Source organism: Robertmurraya sp. DFI.2.37 (genome assembly GCF_029211245.1).
Lineage (GTDB): Bacteria > Bacillota > Bacilli > Bacillales > Cytobacillaceae > Robertmurraya > Robertmurraya methanolica_A.
Genome location: NZ_JARGEJ010000017.1, coordinates 1 through 16,755 on the forward strand (window position 1 = coordinate 1; position 16,755 = coordinate 16,755).

The window sequence follows — 16,755 nt, forward strand, 5'->3', positions numbered from 1 at the left end:
TTGAGTATGTAGTCGTAGACCCGAAACCAGGTGATCTACCCATGTCCAGGTTGAAGTTCAGGTAACACTGAATGGAGGACCGAACCCACGCACGTTGAAAAGTGCGGGGATGAGGTGTGGGTAGCGGAGAAATTCCAATCGAACTTGGAGATAGCTGGTTCTCTCCGAAATAGCTTTAGGGCTAGCCTCACGAAGAACGAGTCTTGGAGGTAGAGCACTGTTTGGACTAGGGGCCCTCATCGGGTTACCGAATTCAGACAAACTCCGAATGCCAAGTACTTAAACGTGGGAGTCAGACTGCGAGTGATAAGATCCGTAGTCAAAAGGGAAACAGCCCAGACCACCAGCTAAGGTCCCAAAGTATACGTTAAGTGGAAAAGGATGTGGGGTTGCTTAGACAACCAGGATGTTGGCTTAGAAGCAGCCATCATTTAAAGAGTGCGTAATAGCTCACTGGTCGAGTGACCCCGCGCCGAAAATGTACCGGGGCTAAACGTATCACCGAAGCTGTGGGTGTACACCGTAGGTGTACGCGGTAGGAGAGCGTTCTAAGGGCGTTGAAGCTAGACCGGAAGGACTGGTGGAGCGCTTAGAAGTGAGAATGCCGGTATGAGTAGCGAAAGATGGGTGAGAATCCCATCCACCGAATGCCTAAGGTTTCCTGAGGAAGGCTCGTCCGCTCAGGGTTAGTCGGGACCTAAGCCGAGGCCGAAAGGCGTAGGCGATGGACAACAGGTTGATATTCCTGTACCACCTCGTTTTTGTTTGAGCGATGGGGGGACGCAGGAGGATAGGGTAAGCGCACTGCTGGATATGTGCGTCTAAGCAGTTAGGCTGGTAAACAGGCAAATCCGTTTACCATGAAGGCTGAGCTGTGATAGCGAGGGAAATCAAGTACCGAAGTTCCTGATTCCACACTGCCAAGAAAAGCCTCTAGTGAGAAAACAGGTGCCCGTACCGCAAACCGACACAGGTAGGCGAGGAGAGAATCCTAAGGTGAGCGAGAGAACTCTCGTTAAGGAACTCGGCAAAATGACCCCGTAACTTCGGGAGAAGGGGTGCTTTTTAGGGTGAATAGCCCTGAAGAGCCGCAGTGAATAGGCCCAGGCGACTGTTTAGCAAAAACACAGGTCTCTGCGAAGCCGCAAGGCGAAGTATAGGGGCTGACGCCTGCCCGGTGCTGGAAGGTTAAGAGGAGGGGTTAGCTTACGCGAAGCTCTGAATTGAAGCCCCAGTAAACGGCGGCCGTAACTATAACGGTCCTAAGGTAGCGAAATTCCTTGTCGGGTAAGTTCCGACCCGCACGAAAGGCGTAACGATCTGGGCACTGTCTCAACGAGAGACTCGGTGAAATTATAGTACCTGTGAAGATGCAGGTTACCCGCGACAGGACGGAAAGACCCCGTGGAGCTTTACTGTAGCCTGATATTGAATTTTGGTACAGCTTGTACAGGATAGGTAGGAGCCGTGGAAGCCGGAGCGCTAGCTTCGGTGGAGGCGTCGGTGGGATACTACTCTGGCTGTATTGACATTCTAACCCGCACCCGTAAACCGGGTGGGAGACAGTGTCAGGTGGGCAGTTTGACTGGGGCGGTCGCCTCCTAAAGAGTAACGGAGGCGCCCAAAGGTTCCCTCAGAATGGTTGGAAATCATTCGTAGAGTGTAAAGGCACAAGGGAGCTTGACTGCGAGACCTACAAGTCGAGCAGGGACGAAAGTCGGGCTTAGTGATCCGGTGGTTCCGCATGGAAGGGCCATCGCTCAACGGATAAAAGCTACCCCGGGGATAACAGGCTTATCTCCCCCAAGAGTCCACATCGACGGGGAGGTTTGGCACCTCGATGTCGGCTCATCGCATCCTGGGGCTGTAGTCGGTCCCAAGGGTTGGGCTGTTCGCCCATTAAAGCGGTACGCGAGCTGGGTTCAGAACGTCGTGAGACAGTTCGGTCCCTATCCGTCGTGGGCGTAGGAAATTTGAGAGGAGCTGTCCTTAGTACGAGAGGACCGGGATGGACGCACCGCTGGTGTACCAGTTGTTCTGCCAAGAGCATCGCTGGGTAGCTATGTGCGGAAGGGATAAGTGCTGAAAGCATCTAAGCATGAAGCCCCCCTCAAGATGAGATTTCCCATAGCGCAAGCTAGTAAGAACCCTGAAAGATGATCAGGTTGATAGGTCAGAGGTGGAAGCATGGTGACATGTGGAGCTGACTGATACTAATCGTTCGAGGACTTAACCAAATAAAAGTGGAAAAAATCCGCTTGATAAGATTCTCTGTAATTTCTCTTCTTCATCCATTATCTAGTTTTGAAGGTACAAAGCGATTTTGTAATGCAATGATATCTATCAATCGTATTTTTCAGAGTCAAACTAAATTTTCTCTTGAAAAAATACTGTAAATCGGTATAATAGAATATGTCTTGATAAATAATTGGTCCGGTGACAATGGCGAGAAGGTCACACCCGTTCCCATGCCGAACACGGAAGTTAAGCTTCTCAGCGCCGATGGTAGTTAGGGGCTGTCCCCTTGTGAGAGTAGGACGTTGCCGGGCGAATATTCTATATATATTTTTTATTCCGCGGTAGCTCAGTGGTAGAGCAACGAGCAAAGCATCCTGAATGTCCTGCGAGTTGTACTCATCGAGCTGCTACTTGAATCAACTTTCTGAGATGAGGACAATCGGGAAGCAATCAAGCTAGAGGAATGAGTTAATAATTTTCCGCGGTAGCTCAGTGGTAGAGCAATCGGCTGTTAACCGATCGGTCGTAGGTTCGAATCCTACCCGCGGAGCCATTAGGAGAGCTGTCCGAGTGGCCGAAGGAGCACGATTGGAAATCGTGTAGGCGGGCAAAACCTGTCTCAAGGGTTCAAATCCCTTGCTCTCCGCCATTATTATATCTGGCCCCTTGGTCAAGCGGTTAAGACACCGCCCTTTCACGGCGGTAACACGGGTTCGAATCCCGTAGGGGTCATTTAAAGTTGCACTTGTTGCAACAGTTCCGGAGGATTAGCTCAGCTGGGAGAGCACCTGCCTTACAAGCAGGGGGTCGGCGGTTCGATCCCGTCATCCTCCACCATGTTTTTTACGAAGCGTAGCGCAGTAAAATAACACACCTCTAATATTCACAAACGTGGAGATTTTGAGTATATTATTATCGCGGGGTGGAGCAACAAGCGTTACTTCATTGAATAAACTGCGAGTTGTACCGATTGAGTCGCTCCTTGAGTTACTAACTGAAATCGGGACAGTCCTTAAACTATCTTGAAGCATGAGCTAAACTAGATATATACTATTATCGCGGGGTGGAGCAGTCTGGTAGCTCGTCGGGCTCATAACCCGAAGGTCGCAGGTTCAAATCCTGCCTCCGCAATCGACTTTTTCAATTAAGTAAGACTTGAAGAAGTAAAGAAAGATTTTTTTGCTTACGCAAAAAATCAAGGAATGTTATTTTCTCCTAACGTTGAAAAAGACAGAGGAAAGCTATTTTCTCCTACGTCGAAAAAGACAAAGGAAAGATATTTTTGCTTACGCAAAAAATCATTGGTCCGGTAGTTCAGTTGGTTAGAATGCCTGCCTGTCACGCAGGAGGTCGCGGGTTCGAGTCCCGTCCGGACCGCCACTTACTTTACATATGATGGCTCAGTAGCTCAGTCGGTAGAGCAAAGGACTGAAAATCCTTGTGTCGGCGGTTCGATTCCGTCCTGAGCCACCATTTTTATATCAAAATATGTTATAATTTAATGAACTTTAATGTATAAAATATATATACCTTGGAGGGGTAGCGAAGTGGCTAAACGCGGCGGACTGTAAATCCGCTCCTTCGGGTTCGGCGGTTCGAATCCGTCCCCCTCCACCAACCTTTTCTCAATAGTGAAAATAAGGAACCACTACTTTTTGTAGTAAAAAGAAGCAAAATAGCTATTCATAATTTTCTTCTTAAAGAAACACTCTGAACATATATATAATATAGGGGTATAGTTTAAAGGTAGAACGAAGGTCTCCAAAACCTTTGGTGTGGGTTCGATTCCTACTACCCCTGCCAATTTTATAATGGCGGTCGTGGCGAAGTGGTTAACGCATCGGATTGTGGCTCCGACACTCGTGGGTTCGATTCCCATCGATCGCCCCATTTAAATTTGATTTATTAAACACTGCTTAATCAATGGGCTATAGCCAAGTGGTAAGGCAACGGACTTTGACTCCGTCATTCGTAGGTTCGAATCCTGCTAGCCCAGCCATTTGCGGAAGTAGTTCAGTGGTAGAACACCACCTTGCCAAGGTGGGGGTCGCGGGTTCGAATCCCGTCTTCCGCTCCAATTTAATATGGCGGCATAGCCAAGTGGTAAGGCCAAGGTCTGCAAAACCTTTATTCACCGGTTCGAATCCGGTTGCCGCCTCCATTTTTATAAAATAAAGATGCTAGTTTTGAACTAGCCGGGGTGGCGGAACTGGCAGACGCACAGGACTTAAAATCCTGCGGTAGGTGACTACCGTACCGGTTCGATTCCGGTCCTCGGCACCATTTAATCCAATACATACGATATTTAAAGATTTAATCTTTTGATTAAATCTTTTTTTGATCTAGAAAATGGCTATTGAAAAATTCATATTTCTCTGTTAAATTGTAAGATTATAATTTTAAATTTTTACAGAGAGAAGTGAATGGAATGGTTATTGGGGATATTTATAAAAATTTGCCGACGCTTGAAACAGAACGACTACTTCTTCGTAAAGTTACATTAGCAGATACGGCAGCGATGTTTTCATATGCGAGTAATGAAGACGTTGCAAAGTATGTAACCTGGGATGTACATAGAAGTATGTCTGATACTGAGAGATTTATTATTTTTGTCCTTAATCGATATAATAATGAGGAGATTGCTCCGTGGGGAATAGAAGATAAAGAAACGGGTTCTTTTATCGGCACCGTTGATTTTGTTTCTTGGAGTACGAATCATCACAATGCAGAAATTGGCTATGTGATTGCACCAGAGTATTGGGGGAAAGGAATTACGACAGAAGCAGCGAGAGCAATCATTAGATTTGGCTTTGAACAGATGGAGCTCATGCGCATTCAAGCAAGATGCTTTGTGGATAATATAGCATCGCAAAGAGTGATGGAGAAGGCAGGAATGACTTTTGAAGGGATTAATAGAAAAAGCATGTATATAAAAGGGCAATATTGGGATTTAAAGGTATATGCCATTTTAAAAGAAGAGTTTGATTTGTTTTATTAATGGGGAGCTAGGTGATGAAGTGAGTTATCAGGATAATGATTTAATAATTAGACCAATTACAAATGATGATTTAAGTAGGTTGTGGGAATTAATCTATAAAGAGGATTCTCCCGAGTGGAAAAAATGGGATGCTCCGTACTATGAGCATAAAAGTATTTCATATGAGGAATTTTTACGTCAGAAGGATGATTATGTCGATAATGAACGGCGTTGGGCGATTGAAGTGAATGGATTGGTTATCGGAACGGTCGGTTATTATTGGGAGCATAAGCCCTCGCTTTGGCTTGAAATGGGGATTGTGATCTATGATCCGCATTATTGGAATGGAGGCTATGGAAAGAAAGTGATTAAACTTTGGATTAATCATTTATTTCATACTTTGCCATTAGTTCGTGTTGGTTATACAACCTGGTCAGGGAATATGAGAATGATTAAAGTTGGCGAAGGTCTTGGCATGAAAGAGGAAGCGAGGCTCAGGAAGGTTCGTTATTATAATGGCAAATATTATGATTCCGTCCGTATGGGACTGCTTCGAGAGGAATGGGAGAATAATCATATTTTTCACGAAGAAGTATGAATAAAACGAACGCTCCCTTATTTGTTTAAGGGGTGTACATAAATTCATCAAGGAAAGTAGTTCATGAAAGCATTCATAAAAAAAGGGAAACTCGATTGTATGGTATGAAATACGCTAATTTAATTACTAAAAAGAATTCTTAAAAAATGAAAACGCTTTCTTATATGGGTATTCTGTTTATAACTACTTAATTCAAATAAATTAGTTAGCATCATATACGAGAAACACGAGATTTTACGCAGAAATAGAGTAGCTCAATATTTATGAGCTTGGTCCGAAAGTAGTTTCAAGTCCAAACGCATCCTCTTTTACGGGTTGAACTAAAGAAACAGGCAAGTACGGAAATGGTATATTTTGCTTGGTAAGTGTGATACTACGTATATAGGAATATAATGGATACCATCGAGAAAGTGGGATGCGGGTGTTTTTTCGAAAAAAGATTAATTTCAATAAGAACATTAATAAAACACAGCAAGGTGATAAACAAATTCCAAAGCCACTATTTTCTGATTTGGACAAAAACTTGGACATCCTGCGTGAGCTTTATAAAGAATGTTCGGATGTCGTTTTTCGTTCATTTTTAATTGCTGGTCATACAAAAGCTCAGTTAATTTACATAAAAGGTCTTTCCAATGTTGAAGAAATGGATAACAATGTGTTAACCCCGCTTATGAAAAAATCCGAAAAGCGGACTGTTAATCCCAAAACCTTGATTGAGGAGACATTGTCTGTTGCAGAGGTAGTGAAGATCTCCTCTTTTGAGGCCTGTATCGAACAGTTATCCGTTGGGAATCCAATATTGTTATTAGAAGGCGATGAAAAGGGCTTTGCCTTGGGATTGGCTAAGTGGGAAAGACGAGCTGTTGAAGAGCCGACGGGTGAATTGGTTGTTAGAGGGCCGCGCGAAGGGTTTACTGAGACATTGGAGGTCAATACCTCTTTTGCTAAGAAGAAAGATTAAAAGCCCTCAATTAAAAATAAAAACATTAAAGCTGGGGCGTTATACGCAGACTACAATTGCCCTCGCTTATATCGAAGATCTTGCGGATGAAACATTAATTGAAGAAATTAATCAACGGTTGGAACGAATTGACATCGATGGAATATTGGAATCCGGTTATATTGAAGAATTAATTCAAGACAATTCATACACCCCTTTTCCACAAGTGCTTATTTCGGAACGGCCTGATACTGCCGTTTCGAGTTTGTTAGAGGGACGTGTAGTTATCATTGTTGATGGTACGCCTTTTGTGTTGATTGCCCCGACAACGTTCTTTTCCTTATTCCAATCAGGGGAAGATTATTATCATCATTTTTTAATATCTTCAGCAACTCGCTGGCTCCGTTATTTATTCTGCTTTATTTCTCTACTGTTACCGTCTCTATACGTTGCGGTTATTACATACCATCAGGAGATGGTGCCTACTACCTTGCTGCTTACAATGGTGGACTCACGGGAGGTTGTCCCATTTCCTGCCTTGGTGGAAGCGCTGCTTATGGAGATTACGTTTGAAGGATTGCGGGAAGCGGGTCTTAGACTTCCAAAACAAGTAGGAGCAGCTGTCAGCATTGTAGGTGCATTGGTTATCGGTCAAGCGGCTGTGGATGCCGGCTTAGTTTCAGATCATATGGTTATGGTCGTGGCGATTACTGGTATCGCTTCCTTTACCATTCCCCGTTACAATCTTGCTATTCCGATAAGATTGTTGCGTTTTCCTATCATGTTGCTTGCTGGAACGTTTGGATTGGTAGGGGTCATGATAGGGCTTCTTGCAATCATGACACATCTGAGCACATTACGTTCCTTTGGAGTTCCGTACCTTTCACCAGTGGCACCGATGAAAGGAAGAGATATGAAGGATGCACTCATGCGAGCTCCATTATGGAAATTAAATACGCGTCCTCATTTAACGGGAGAATATAATAAACACCGACAAGGCTCCAATCAGAAGCCGCATTCCGATAAAGGCGGCGAGTAATGATGAGGTGAGAGCAGTGATTGAAAAAGGAAAAATATCAGCATTGCAAATGGGATTATTGATGTATCATGCTATTTTGGCAACGGGGATTCTTTTTATTCCGGCTACCGTCTTTAATGTTGCAAAACAGGATATTTGGATCTCTCCTATTTTGGCTTCTCCTCTAGGGTTTTTAAGTGTATATATCGCATACAAGTTAAACAAGTATTATCCCAAAGATACGATTATGCAATACAGCAAACATATTCTTGGAACCTTTTGGGGGAAAATGCTTGGGCTGCTCCTGCTGCTATTGTTAATCACTTCATTGAGTGTGATGTTCTGGCAGTACGGTGAATATGTCGTTAGTGAATTTCTCCCGCACACGCCAAAATCCGTGATTATTGGAATGATGGTGATATTGTGTGCGTTTGCGGTACATGGGGGACTGGAAGTTTTGGGAAGGCTGGCAGGAATGGTCTTTCCAGTTTTTTTCTTGTTGTTTTTAGTCATTATCATTCTTGTCCTACCCGATGTAGAGGTAAAAAGAATGCTTCCTGTGATGGAAAACGGGTTGATGCCTTCACTAAAAGGGGCTTGGGTGTTATGCACGTGGTTCGCTCAATTTGGCATCATCTATTTTTTTCTCCCTTTTTTAACAGACCGTGAAAAGGGGCTGAAGTTTGGAATGCTTTCGGTACTCGTCGTTACGTTAACGTTGGTGGTGACCAATATTATCGTTATTTGGTTATTCGGGAATGTGACCGAGAACTTTAACGCTCCATTCATGAGCGCGTCCAGATATATTAGCCTAGCCGAATTTCTGTCACATCTTGAATCAATCGTAATGGCGATTTGGATTGCGGGGACATTTATTAAGCTCTGCGTGTTCTATTATGTCGTGGTGATCGGAACTGCTGAATGGCTTAACCTTTCAGACTATCGCTCGCTCGTTTTGCCAATGGGCTTTTTAATCGGAGTATTTGCCATGCAGGCATTTCTTAATTCAGCAGAAGCAGCTGAACATTTTCGAATAGTCTCCCATGAAATAATGGATACTTTAGTGTACGGACTGTTGATCCCTATATTTCTTTTTTTAGGAGCGTACATACGCAAAACGATTTTTAAGCATAAAGTGAGGCGGACAAATTGAGACGTGCAATCATGATTGGCGTTATTTTTATGGCTTTTGTGCTGCTTACGGGCTGTTGGGATCGAAGGGAAACCAATGATCTTGCGATTATTACCGGAGTCGCTCTCGATAAAAATAAAGAAGGGCAGATCGAACTTACAGCAGAAATACATTCTCCTGGCGGGAGCGGTAATGGGAGTGGTGGAGGAGAAGACAATAACCAAGGGGGCGTGCAAAGCACAGTTCTCCAAATCGGTAAAGGAAGCTCCATACCAGAAGCGATCGAGAACCTTAATGAAAAGCTTCCCCGGGAAATTCTGTGGAGCCATGCAGAGGCGATCGTGATCAGCAAAGCGTTTGCTGAGAATGGAATAAGCGATGAATTGGATTTTTTTGTCCGCCATCCTGAGCCCCGTTTGAGAAGTTATGTCTTTATTAGTGACGGGAAGGCAAAGGAAAATATGGCCTTACGTCCGTCATTGGAACGAAGTGTTTCCGAAGCGCTGATAAAGTTAGCGGAATCCGAAGTATTAATGAAGGCGACATTATTCGATTTAATGGAAATGCTGAAGGGAGAGCAAGGCGCGATCGTTCTTCCGATGATTGATAAATTGTCTCCGGAAGAAGGGCAGCTTCCCTCGGAATCTATTGCATACATTCATCGTTCGGCAGTTTTAAAACAAGGGAAGATGATCGGAGTCATTAATGATCAGATATCAAGAGGAGTGCTCTGGTTTAGAAATGAGATCAATGAATCGATTGTCACTGTCGAACCTGACGAAGCAGACGAGATCATATCGATGAATTTAATTAAAGGAAGAACGGATTTAGTTCCGGAAATAGACGGCCAATCATTAAAAATGACGGTTAAAATTGTAACGATAGATGATGTCATCCAAAACCAAACGAGTTGGGATTTGAAGAGATTAGACAAACTTAAAGCACTGGAAAACGAGTTGGTCCAAAAGATTGAAAAGCGTCTAACAGACACTCTAGACACGGTTCAAAAAGAAATGAAGATTGATATCATCGGTTTTGGGGAAGAATTTCGCCGACACCATCCTAAAAAATGGAAAAATATAAAAGGAGATTGGGATGAGAAATTTCCGACTGTTCAAGTGGATTTTGACATCGATGCCCGTGTTTTGAGAGCAGGAAAAGGAAGCGAAACTTGAGGCTTCTAAAATAGAGGTGAAGAGGATGAAATGGGTATATATTGTCAGTATAACGGCACTCGTTATTTTGATGTTCATTTTCCAATGGCCGAAAATCAAAACAGTCGAAAAAAATGAAAAGATTGCTTTCATAACTTTAACTGTACTAGGTTGGGCAATCGCGATTTTTTATGTGATTTTTCCATCTATGCCTTCGCCAGCAAAAATCGTTGATTTCACTCTAATGCAAATAAGTAATATCTTTCGTACTCTATGGTAAGCTCTGTCGTGTCTCCCATTCGCACACTACAACGACAACATGGCCGATGAGAGAGGATAACCTCGCCCTTGCGATTCAAGATAAGGATGCAGACCTCTCTGTCGAACTTGTCTGCTTCGCAAGAGGCAACATATTTAAATGGAACAGCAGCATTCTCCATTAATAAGCGTTAAAGGCAACACTAGCAGGGGTGATAATCAAGCACCGACAGAATCACAAAAAACAGTGAACGCATGTTTGGAAATAAGGTGTGACAATTTTTTGCTCAAAAATATTTGACTTCAATCCGAACATAAATTTAGTTTGACAAACTAATATTATCGTGATATGATATTCTTTGTCTTGAGATAATGTTATTTATCTTTTGACAATCAAAATATGCCGGTGTGGCGGAATTGGCAGACGCGCACGACTCAAAATCGTGTTCCTTCTGGAGTGTCGGTTCGACCCCGACCACCGGTATCATAAGACATTGATTTGACGGCGAACTATCGTAATGATGAGTCGCCGTTTTTTCGTATGCGAACACGATTTTGACCGAAAAGTCATACTCGGTGGTAGTACGAACCGTCGGAAATTTAGCGAAATGAGTTGCGAAAATTGACACGGAAAAGACGCACTAACGCATTACAAACAGAAGTACTCATGAAATTACTAGGTTCGCTACGTTCATTTTTTTCTTGCTTTCGATAATGCGCTGGCGCTATTTATTGAGGAACGAGATTTAAATAATACATTTTAGTAATATGCTACTAGTATAGTTCTATAGGCACTTCTAAGTTAAGTTTTCTTATCATTTGACCATACTGAAGATAAGTATGATAATCTGTTCATTAGTACTCACCAATTTTTTCAATGAGGAAATCACATAAAATCGGATTAGAATTGGTAATGGCAATAATATATCATTCTTATTAAATTCTAATGATAATCATTAATGGTGATAGCCATTGTTACAAAGAGTCTTTGAAATAAGATTAATTTTTTGCGTTGGCGAGTGGTATGTATGTTTTACTTGTGTTTTATGCTTGCTAATAAAAAATCCTATTAAAAGAACAAGGCGAAGCTGCAAGATTTTTAATGAGATCCTCGCCTTATTCACCATTAATTTTAATTTCAAAAGGCATTAGTACTGAATCCAACATAGCGCATCCCTGCATAAATTAGGTTTCTCTTGACCAGCGGCAGAGGCTGGGGCAGTGATTGTTACTGTAATGATAGCCACTAAGCCAAGGCGGATAATCCATTTTTTCATCATAACACCTCCTTCTTGTGTAAATCTGTAAATAGATTAACAAGAAAATCAAAGTTAATAAATAGAATTTTGTTTATTATCAGAAAATTGGTAATTTATTACTATACTCAAACACAATATATTATATATGGTAGGTAAAATGTAATCTCATGACTCTCTATGCAAAGGAAGCTTTTCAGATATAAGAGATGAAGGAAAAACTAATTTCAAAGAATGTAGTGCTGAAAACTAATGTTTACTTTAAGGTTTAAATATAGATTTTTAATAAACTAAAAAAATGTTAACATTTTTGCAATTTATGTCGAATAAAAGAATTTGCTGAAAAATATAAGAGTTCAATGAACTGTCTAAATAAAGGAACGAATGAGACAACAGTTTAGGATAGGGTAGACACTTGAAGGGATGTGCAGTGCTATTGCCTAGTGCCCAAAAATTTGGATACCATTTTAAATGGGCAAAATCTTTTGACAGGCGCCATAATTAATAGCTATTTGCCAAATAGGTGAGTGCTGAGGGATATTCTAGAAGAAACTTTTACATATTTTCGAAGGTTAAGTTATTATTAAATAAACGATATAGAATTGTTTATTAAGGGGTTCTTATGAAGAAGGTTGTACTTATTGGTTCAGGTGGATCAGGGAAATCTACACTAGCAAGACAATTAAGTGATAAGCTAAAAATAAATGTTTATCATCTTGACGTTTTATTTTGGAAGCCAAATTGGGTAGCCATTCCTAAAGAGGAACAAAGAAAAGTTCAAAATGATTTAGTGAAAAAAGAAGAATGGATTATTGATGGAAACTATGGTGGAACAATGGAGATAAGGCTAAATGCTGCTGATACAATAATTTTCCTTGATTTTCATAGAATAATTTGTGTCTATCGTGCATTTAAAAGAATGTTGAGGTACCGAAATAAAACAAGGCCCGATATGGGAGAAGGCTGCAAAGAAAGATTTGATTTAGATTTTTTAATGTGGATATGGAAATATCCAAAAACAAAAAGGCCAGGAATTTTGAAAAGGCTCATACGGTTGTCTAAAGATAAAGAAGTAATTATATTAAGAACACCAAAGGAAGTGCAACGGTTTTTAGAAAAACTTTAAGTCCTTATTCCCCAAAAAATGCCCTTGCGATTAAGTAAATACAATCATTTCTTATAGAAAATTTTTGCAAGATTTTCTTAAAGTTTAATGGACTGTTATAGGCCGCAAAAAAGAAGACCACTAGGATCATCTAAATAATTTACGTAAATTTTATTAAATCCACTTAGCTTGTTGATAAATCAATGTTTGCGAGTTTTTTAGAATACGGTAACGGGTTTTATTTGACACATCGTCTAAATCACGAACATACTACATAGAAAGTGCGATAAATAGCCGTTCCTCCCCTTTCTATTCGTGAGGATTAGCGGCCATGTCAGGTTACATCGTTTCCTTTTTTTGAAGTGGCATATGTGAAGTGCCGTCTTGTGATGACCTTTTGCCAAAGCTAATCTAAATTTTGTCTTGTGTTGGATCAAAGTATTGCGGGATTGGTGACTTTTGAATTAAGAAAAAAGTTTAAAAATGTCCCCCATCTTCGATTCTATTAGGAAGCAAAGGTAGGGGACAATCTTTGGTACTACTATCAATCATTTCCCCATCTTGTAAGTATAAATTATTTTATTTGCTCTCGTTCAAATGCTCTTCCAGACGGTTCCAAGTCTCGGTAATTCCTTGGAGCATACCCATATCCATGACGTTTTTGAGAGCTTCTGCAGACGCATACTCAGCACGGTTTACAAGTTTCGTTTTGCCGTTCAGATCAATGAACTCCAACGTGACCTCGGTTGATGGCATATTTTCGTCGATGTTTCCCTCGGCATCTGAGAAGTAATCGGTGTAAATAATGGTCTCCGGCTCGATAATATCTTTGTAAATAACTTTCCCCCAAGATTCCATGCCGTAAAAATCACCTTGATTTTTATCCGTGCATTTCATACAGAAGTGCCAAATTCCACCTGGTCGGAAATCGATGTGGCAAACCGGAAGTTCCCAACCAGTAGGTCCCCACCAATGCTTGAGATGCTCAGGTTCTTTGAACATGTTGAACACGAGGTCCCGTGGTGCATCGAAAATGCGCTCCAACACCAGTACCCGCTCATTCTCAACTCTTGAAATGATTTCATTCATCTTAATTCCTCCATCCACTTAATAAATATCTTTTTCTCCGTTTTATTAACTTTTTCCAATATGGCAATGTAATGATTACTAGGATGCCTCCGCTTTTGCTGTTCTTTTAGAGCTTGCTTTATAATCGCTCAAAGCGAGTCCATGACCAACTTGATAAATCATTTTTGCTGATTTTTTAACCTTAGTTTAATTCAATGTTTTTTTTCCCTGTAATACGTTGAGATAATCGTCCAAACGATCCATCCGCGCTTCCCATATTCGACGGTAGGAATCAAGCCATTTATCCAACTCTTGCAGCGGTTCTGGTCTTAGATTATAAATGCGACGGTTAGCGACCTGATGAACCTCAACAAGTCCAGCATTACTCAATACTCGAAGATGTTTAGAGGTTTGCGGCTGGTTTAGTTCTAACTTTTGGGCAATCTCTCCTACTGAAAGTGGTCCGTCAAGAAGAAGGTCAACAATATCAAGTCGGTTGGATTCAGCTAGTGCACTGAAGGTTTGTACGTTCATATAGAATCATCTCCCAACATGTATATGTTTCTAATTTTTATAATCGCTTGTGATTATATTAAGAATATCACCTCCGAATTTCTAAATAATGATGTCATAACTTGTTGTTGGATTTATTATTCCATACAAGGAATATTCAGAAAATAATTTAACGAGCTATAATAGATTGTGCCACAGGCTTCTATTAACCATTCGTTGTGTCAGGTAAAGTTAAGCTGACTAGTTACAGGAACCAGTAGTAATCTTTGGAACAGTCGTGTACTTATTCAGACGGGCTGTTAAATATCTTTTATGATGTAAAAGTGCTTGTGATTTATAATGGTGATAATTATGGATGAATAGCTGAACATGCTCCTCTTTTTTTCGTAATTAGGTAGCCATCTCTTTTTTTCAACTAGTGTGTCACCTAACTTGTAAAATATTTAATGTCGAGATGAGTGACTTGGCAGTTGCCCCTATCTCTGTCGATCTAGCAAAGGAAGAAAGGCAGCAGCAACATTGTTCAAAGAAATGGATCATTCACGGAAGGGGAAAATTTGAAAAAAAGAAGGTCTTTAAAATTGGTTAGAGAATGTGTTGCAGAAGGGAAGCCATTTCAATGGGCTTTTTAGGTCGAGGTAGGTAAGAGAGACTCATACCTACCCCAGCTTGAATTGATGGTTATAACAAGGAAAATTCAGAGATAGCCATACATTTCATATCAGTCATTTTGATATTTGTATTAGACTAAATTTACTCAGAATTCGCAAAGTCAGTCTGAATCTTATTATAATGGAGTAAAAGAGATTCAGTAGTTAAGGAGGAAAGTATGGTTTATTTATATGCTTTTTCATTTCCGAATGAGGATATGGAATTCGACTTTTTCATGAATATAAAAAGAACGTGCTATGACTCGTTTTATCCATTTAAGATTTTATCGAAAAAATGCTTTGAATCGATTGTTTTTGAGCCAGTGACGATCATATATGGTGGCAATGGTTCAGGAAAGTCAACTGCATTAAATGTGATAGCAGAAAAAGCGGGAATCAAACGTGATTCTATCTATAATAAATCTAACTTCTACCCTGATTATATCAATATGTGTCATATGCAGTTGAAAGCAGACATTCCTGAAAATAGCAGGATTATTACTAGTGATGATGTATTTGATTATATGTTGAATATCCGAAATCTCAATGAGGGAATTGACCAAAAACGGGAAGAGCTCTTTGAGGAGTATTTGGATGCGAAATATTCCCATTTTCAGATGAAGTCTATGGCAGATTATGAGCAGCTCGTAAAAGTAAACTCAGCCAGAAGTAAAACACAGTCTCGTTTTGTTAGAAATGAATTGATGGATAATGTGAGAGAGTATTCGAATGGGGAAAGTGCATTCAAGTATTTCACAGAAAAAATTGGCGAAAATGGACTTTATATTTTGGATGAGCCGGAAAATAGTCTTTCTCCCAAACGTCAGATGGAATTGATGAAATTTATTGAAGACTCTGCTCGATTTTTTGGATGCCAGTTTATCATATCAACACATTCTCCATTTCTGTTATCCATGAGGGGAGCAAAAATTTATAATCTTGATGAAAACCCTGTTAAGGTGAGACGCTGGACGGAATTAGAAAACGTCCGTACATACTTTGAATTTTTCAAAAGTCATGAAAGCCAATTTTGAGATTGAGCACGACCAAATACTTCTAGAAAAATAGTCATTTACCAATTAAAAAACCAGCGCTGCGTGTACTCCACTGGGAATAATTTAGTCATAGAAAAGGACATAGAAACTAAAATAGGAAATGGAAAGTTTGAAAAACTACAAATCCACCTACTTATTTCGATTTTGCGATTATAATAGAATCAAATATGATAGCGGAGTGTAATCATGAAAAAGAAGAATTATCATTTTGAAGATAATAGAAATGATGAAGTTTATTTTATAGATGGCCACACGGATGGCGGTGCCACATCTGGACTACGTCGGGAAGAAATAATCCCGAAAGAATTGAAGTTTAAAGATAAAGAGATACAGATTAATGGTCATACTTATGACTATATGGTAAAGACACTGAAACAATGAAAATTCAGTTGTCCCTTTTTTTGAAGAGGTAGCTTCGCCTTGAGAAGCAAAAAAGTTTGTTAAAGAAATTGGAAGAGACGAAAAAAAATGAATGGTCGTAAAAATGGATATTGCTAGGGCATCTATCTGATAAGTAATGAGACTGTTCCTTTAATCTACAATCCTCTTCAAAAAGCGATTATACGAATTATTTGATTATTTGCTATCCTGTTGAATTCCAATAAATCCATGCTATAATACAACTTAATCAAAAACTGCATAAAGTTCACTCATATAATAGCAGGAATATGGCCTGCAAGTTTCTACCAGTTCACCGTAAATGAACTGACTATGAGGTGCAATGAATAGGAAGAGATTGATAGTCTGCAACCTGTTCTTTTTCGGCATATAGATCGAAGAACTTGCTCCTCAA

11 protein-coding genes, 15 tRNA genes, 2 rRNA genes, 1 pseudogene and 1 riboswitch are annotated in these 16,755 nt (G+C 40.5%); of the genes and pseudogenes, 26 read left to right on the forward strand and 3 right to left on the reverse strand.

The features are described 5' to 3' along the window. From PZE06_RS11165 to PZE06_RS11275, 23 genes and pseudogenes are all read left to right on the forward strand, one after another. Positions 1-2,237, forward strand: a 23S ribosomal RNA gene (locus PZE06_RS11165); the annotation flags it as partial. A gap of 195 nt (positions 2,238-2,432) precedes the next feature. Then, positions 2,433-2,549 (forward strand): 5S ribosomal RNA (rrf, locus tag PZE06_RS11170). A 167-nt stretch (positions 2,550-2,716) separates the two neighbouring features. Next, positions 2,717-2,791: transfer RNA gene (locus PZE06_RS11175), tRNA-Asn, on the forward strand. A gap of 3 nt (positions 2,792-2,794) precedes the next feature. Then, positions 2,795-2,887 (forward strand) — tRNA-Ser (locus tag PZE06_RS11180). Between the two features lie 11 nt (positions 2,888-2,898). Continuing rightward, positions 2,899-2,970 (forward strand) — tRNA-Glu (locus PZE06_RS11185). A 29-nt stretch (positions 2,971-2,999) separates the two neighbouring features. After that, a tRNA-Val gene (locus tag PZE06_RS11190) sits at positions 3,000-3,075 on the forward strand. Between the two features lie 220 nt (positions 3,076-3,295). Continuing rightward, a tRNA-Met gene (locus tag PZE06_RS11195) sits at positions 3,296-3,369 on the forward strand. A 172-nt stretch (positions 3,370-3,541) separates the two neighbouring features. After that, positions 3,542-3,618 (forward strand) — tRNA-Asp (locus PZE06_RS11200). Positions 3,619-3,635: 17 nt separating this feature from the next. Beyond that, positions 3,636-3,711 (forward strand) — tRNA-Phe (locus PZE06_RS11205). Positions 3,712-3,771: 60 nt separating this feature from the next. Beyond that, positions 3,772-3,855, forward strand: a tRNA-Tyr gene (locus tag PZE06_RS11210). Between the two features lie 112 nt (positions 3,856-3,967). Further along, positions 3,968-4,041: transfer RNA gene (locus PZE06_RS11215), tRNA-Trp, on the forward strand. Positions 4,042-4,052: 11 nt separating this feature from the next. Continuing rightward, positions 4,053-4,128, forward strand: a tRNA-His gene (locus PZE06_RS11220). A gap of 34 nt (positions 4,129-4,162) precedes the next feature. Next, positions 4,163-4,237 (forward strand) — tRNA-Gln (locus tag PZE06_RS11225). A gap of 3 nt (positions 4,238-4,240) precedes the next feature. Then, positions 4,241-4,315, forward strand: a tRNA-Gly gene (locus PZE06_RS11230). A 9-nt stretch (positions 4,316-4,324) separates the two neighbouring features. Then, positions 4,325-4,399: transfer RNA gene (locus PZE06_RS11235), tRNA-Cys, on the forward strand. Positions 4,400-4,432: 33 nt separating this feature from the next. Next, a tRNA-Leu gene (locus PZE06_RS11240) sits at positions 4,433-4,521 on the forward strand. 145 nt (positions 4,522-4,666) lie between these two features. Beyond that, positions 4,667-5,236: a GNAT family N-acetyltransferase gene (locus PZE06_RS11245; RefSeq protein ID WP_150915751.1), complete on the forward strand. Its 570-nt coding sequence runs from the start codon at positions 4,667-4,669 to the stop codon at positions 5,234-5,236. 19 nt (positions 5,237-5,255) lie between these two features. After that, positions 5,256-5,813, forward strand: a complete 558-nt coding sequence (locus PZE06_RS11250) for a GNAT family N-acetyltransferase (protein ID WP_150915752.1) — start codon at positions 5,256-5,258, stop codon at positions 5,811-5,813. Positions 5,814-6,228: 415 nt separating this feature from the next. Then, positions 6,229-7,792: pseudogene (locus PZE06_RS11255) on the forward strand (spore germination protein). Between the two features lie 16 nt (positions 7,793-7,808). After that, positions 7,809-8,924: a GerAB/ArcD/ProY family transporter gene (locus tag PZE06_RS11260; RefSeq protein ID WP_150915753.1), complete on the forward strand. Its 1,116-nt coding sequence runs from the start codon at positions 7,809-7,811 to the stop codon at positions 8,922-8,924. Then, the gene (locus PZE06_RS11265; RefSeq protein ID WP_150915754.1) at positions 8,921-10,078 is read left to right on the forward strand and encodes a Ger(x)C family spore germination protein; all 1,158 of its coding nucleotides are present in this window, start codon (positions 8,921-8,923) and stop codon (positions 10,076-10,078) included. The genes PZE06_RS11260 and PZE06_RS11265 overlap by 4 nt, the downstream gene beginning before the upstream one ends. Before the next feature lie 25 nt (positions 10,079-10,103). Further along, positions 10,104-10,337 (forward strand): hypothetical protein, encoded by a 234-nt coding sequence (locus tag PZE06_RS11270; RefSeq protein WP_150915755.1) that lies wholly within the window; start codon positions 10,104-10,106, stop codon positions 10,335-10,337. Positions 10,338-10,717: 380 nt separating this feature from the next. After that, positions 10,718-10,799 (forward strand) — tRNA-Leu (locus PZE06_RS11275). A 664-nt stretch (positions 10,800-11,463) separates the two neighbouring features. Here PZE06_RS11275 and PZE06_RS11280 read toward each other — a convergent pair. Then, the gene (locus tag PZE06_RS11280) at positions 11,464-11,592 is read right to left on the reverse strand and encodes a hypothetical protein (RefSeq protein ID WP_263641559.1); all 129 of its coding nucleotides are present in this window, start codon (positions 11,590-11,592) and stop codon (positions 11,464-11,466) included. A gap of 601 nt (positions 11,593-12,193) precedes the next feature. Here PZE06_RS11280 and PZE06_RS11285 point away from each other — a divergent pair. Then, entirely contained in the window at positions 12,194-12,697 is a 504-nt protein-coding gene (locus PZE06_RS11285; protein ID WP_150915756.1) for a DNA topology modulation protein, read from the forward strand. A 558-nt stretch (positions 12,698-13,255) separates the two neighbouring features. On the opposite strand, the gene PZE06_RS11290 is transcribed toward PZE06_RS11285, so the two are convergent. Both PZE06_RS11290 and PZE06_RS11295 read right to left on the reverse strand, forming a co-directional pair. After that, positions 13,256-13,765 carry an SRPBCC domain-containing protein gene (locus PZE06_RS11290; RefSeq protein WP_306421183.1) on the reverse strand — a complete coding sequence of 170 codons (510 nt, stop codon included), beginning with the start codon at positions 13,763-13,765 and terminating at the stop codon, positions 13,256-13,258. A 186-nt stretch (positions 13,766-13,951) separates the two neighbouring features. Then, positions 13,952-14,278, reverse strand: coding sequence for an ArsR/SmtB family transcription factor (locus PZE06_RS11295; RefSeq protein ID WP_150915757.1), 327 nt, complete (start codon positions 14,276-14,278; stop codon positions 13,952-13,954). An 808-nt stretch (positions 14,279-15,086) separates the two neighbouring features. Between PZE06_RS11295 and PZE06_RS11300 the strand changes: the two genes are divergently transcribed. Together PZE06_RS11300 and PZE06_RS11305 are read left to right on the forward strand one after the other, a co-directional pair. Beyond that, a complete protein-coding gene (locus tag PZE06_RS11300) occupies positions 15,087-15,941 on the forward strand; it encodes an AAA family ATPase (RefSeq protein WP_150915758.1) in 855 nt (284 codons plus the stop codon). A 207-nt stretch (positions 15,942-16,148) separates the two neighbouring features. Further along, complete coding sequence (locus PZE06_RS11305) at positions 16,149-16,343, forward strand: hypothetical protein (protein ID WP_150915759.1); 195 nt, start codon at positions 16,149-16,151, stop codon at positions 16,341-16,343. Between the two features lie 249 nt (positions 16,344-16,592). Then, positions 16,593-16,694, forward strand: a riboswitch (purine riboswitch). Positions 16,695-16,755: the final 61 nt, after the last annotated feature.

Coding starts and splice junctions, on each gene's coding strand:
- PZE06_RS11245 (WP_150915751.1), top strand. CDS start 4,667: ATGGTTATTGGGGATATTTATAAAAATTTGCCGACGCTTGAAACAGAA.
- PZE06_RS11270 (WP_150915755.1), top strand. CDS start 10,104: ATGAAATGGGTATATATTGTCAGTATAACGGCACTCGTTATTTTGATG.
- PZE06_RS11280 (WP_263641559.1), bottom strand. CDS start 11,592: ATGAAAAAATGGATTATCCGCCTTGGCTTAGTGGCTATCATTACAGTA.
- PZE06_RS11285 (WP_150915756.1), top strand. CDS start 12,194: ATGAAGAAGGTTGTACTTATTGGTTCAGGTGGATCAGGGAAATCTACA.
- PZE06_RS11290 (WP_306421183.1), bottom strand. CDS start 13,765: ATGAATGAAATCATTTCAAGAGTTGAGAATGAGCGGGTACTGGTGTTG.
- PZE06_RS11295 (WP_150915757.1), bottom strand. CDS start 14,278: ATGAACGTACAAACCTTCAGTGCACTAGCTGAATCCAACCGACTTGAT.
- PZE06_RS11300 (WP_150915758.1), top strand. CDS start 15,087: ATGGTTTATTTATATGCTTTTTCATTTCCGAATGAGGATATGGAATTC.
- PZE06_RS11305 (WP_150915759.1), top strand. CDS start 16,149: ATGAAAAAGAAGAATTATCATTTTGAAGATAATAGAAATGATGAAGTT.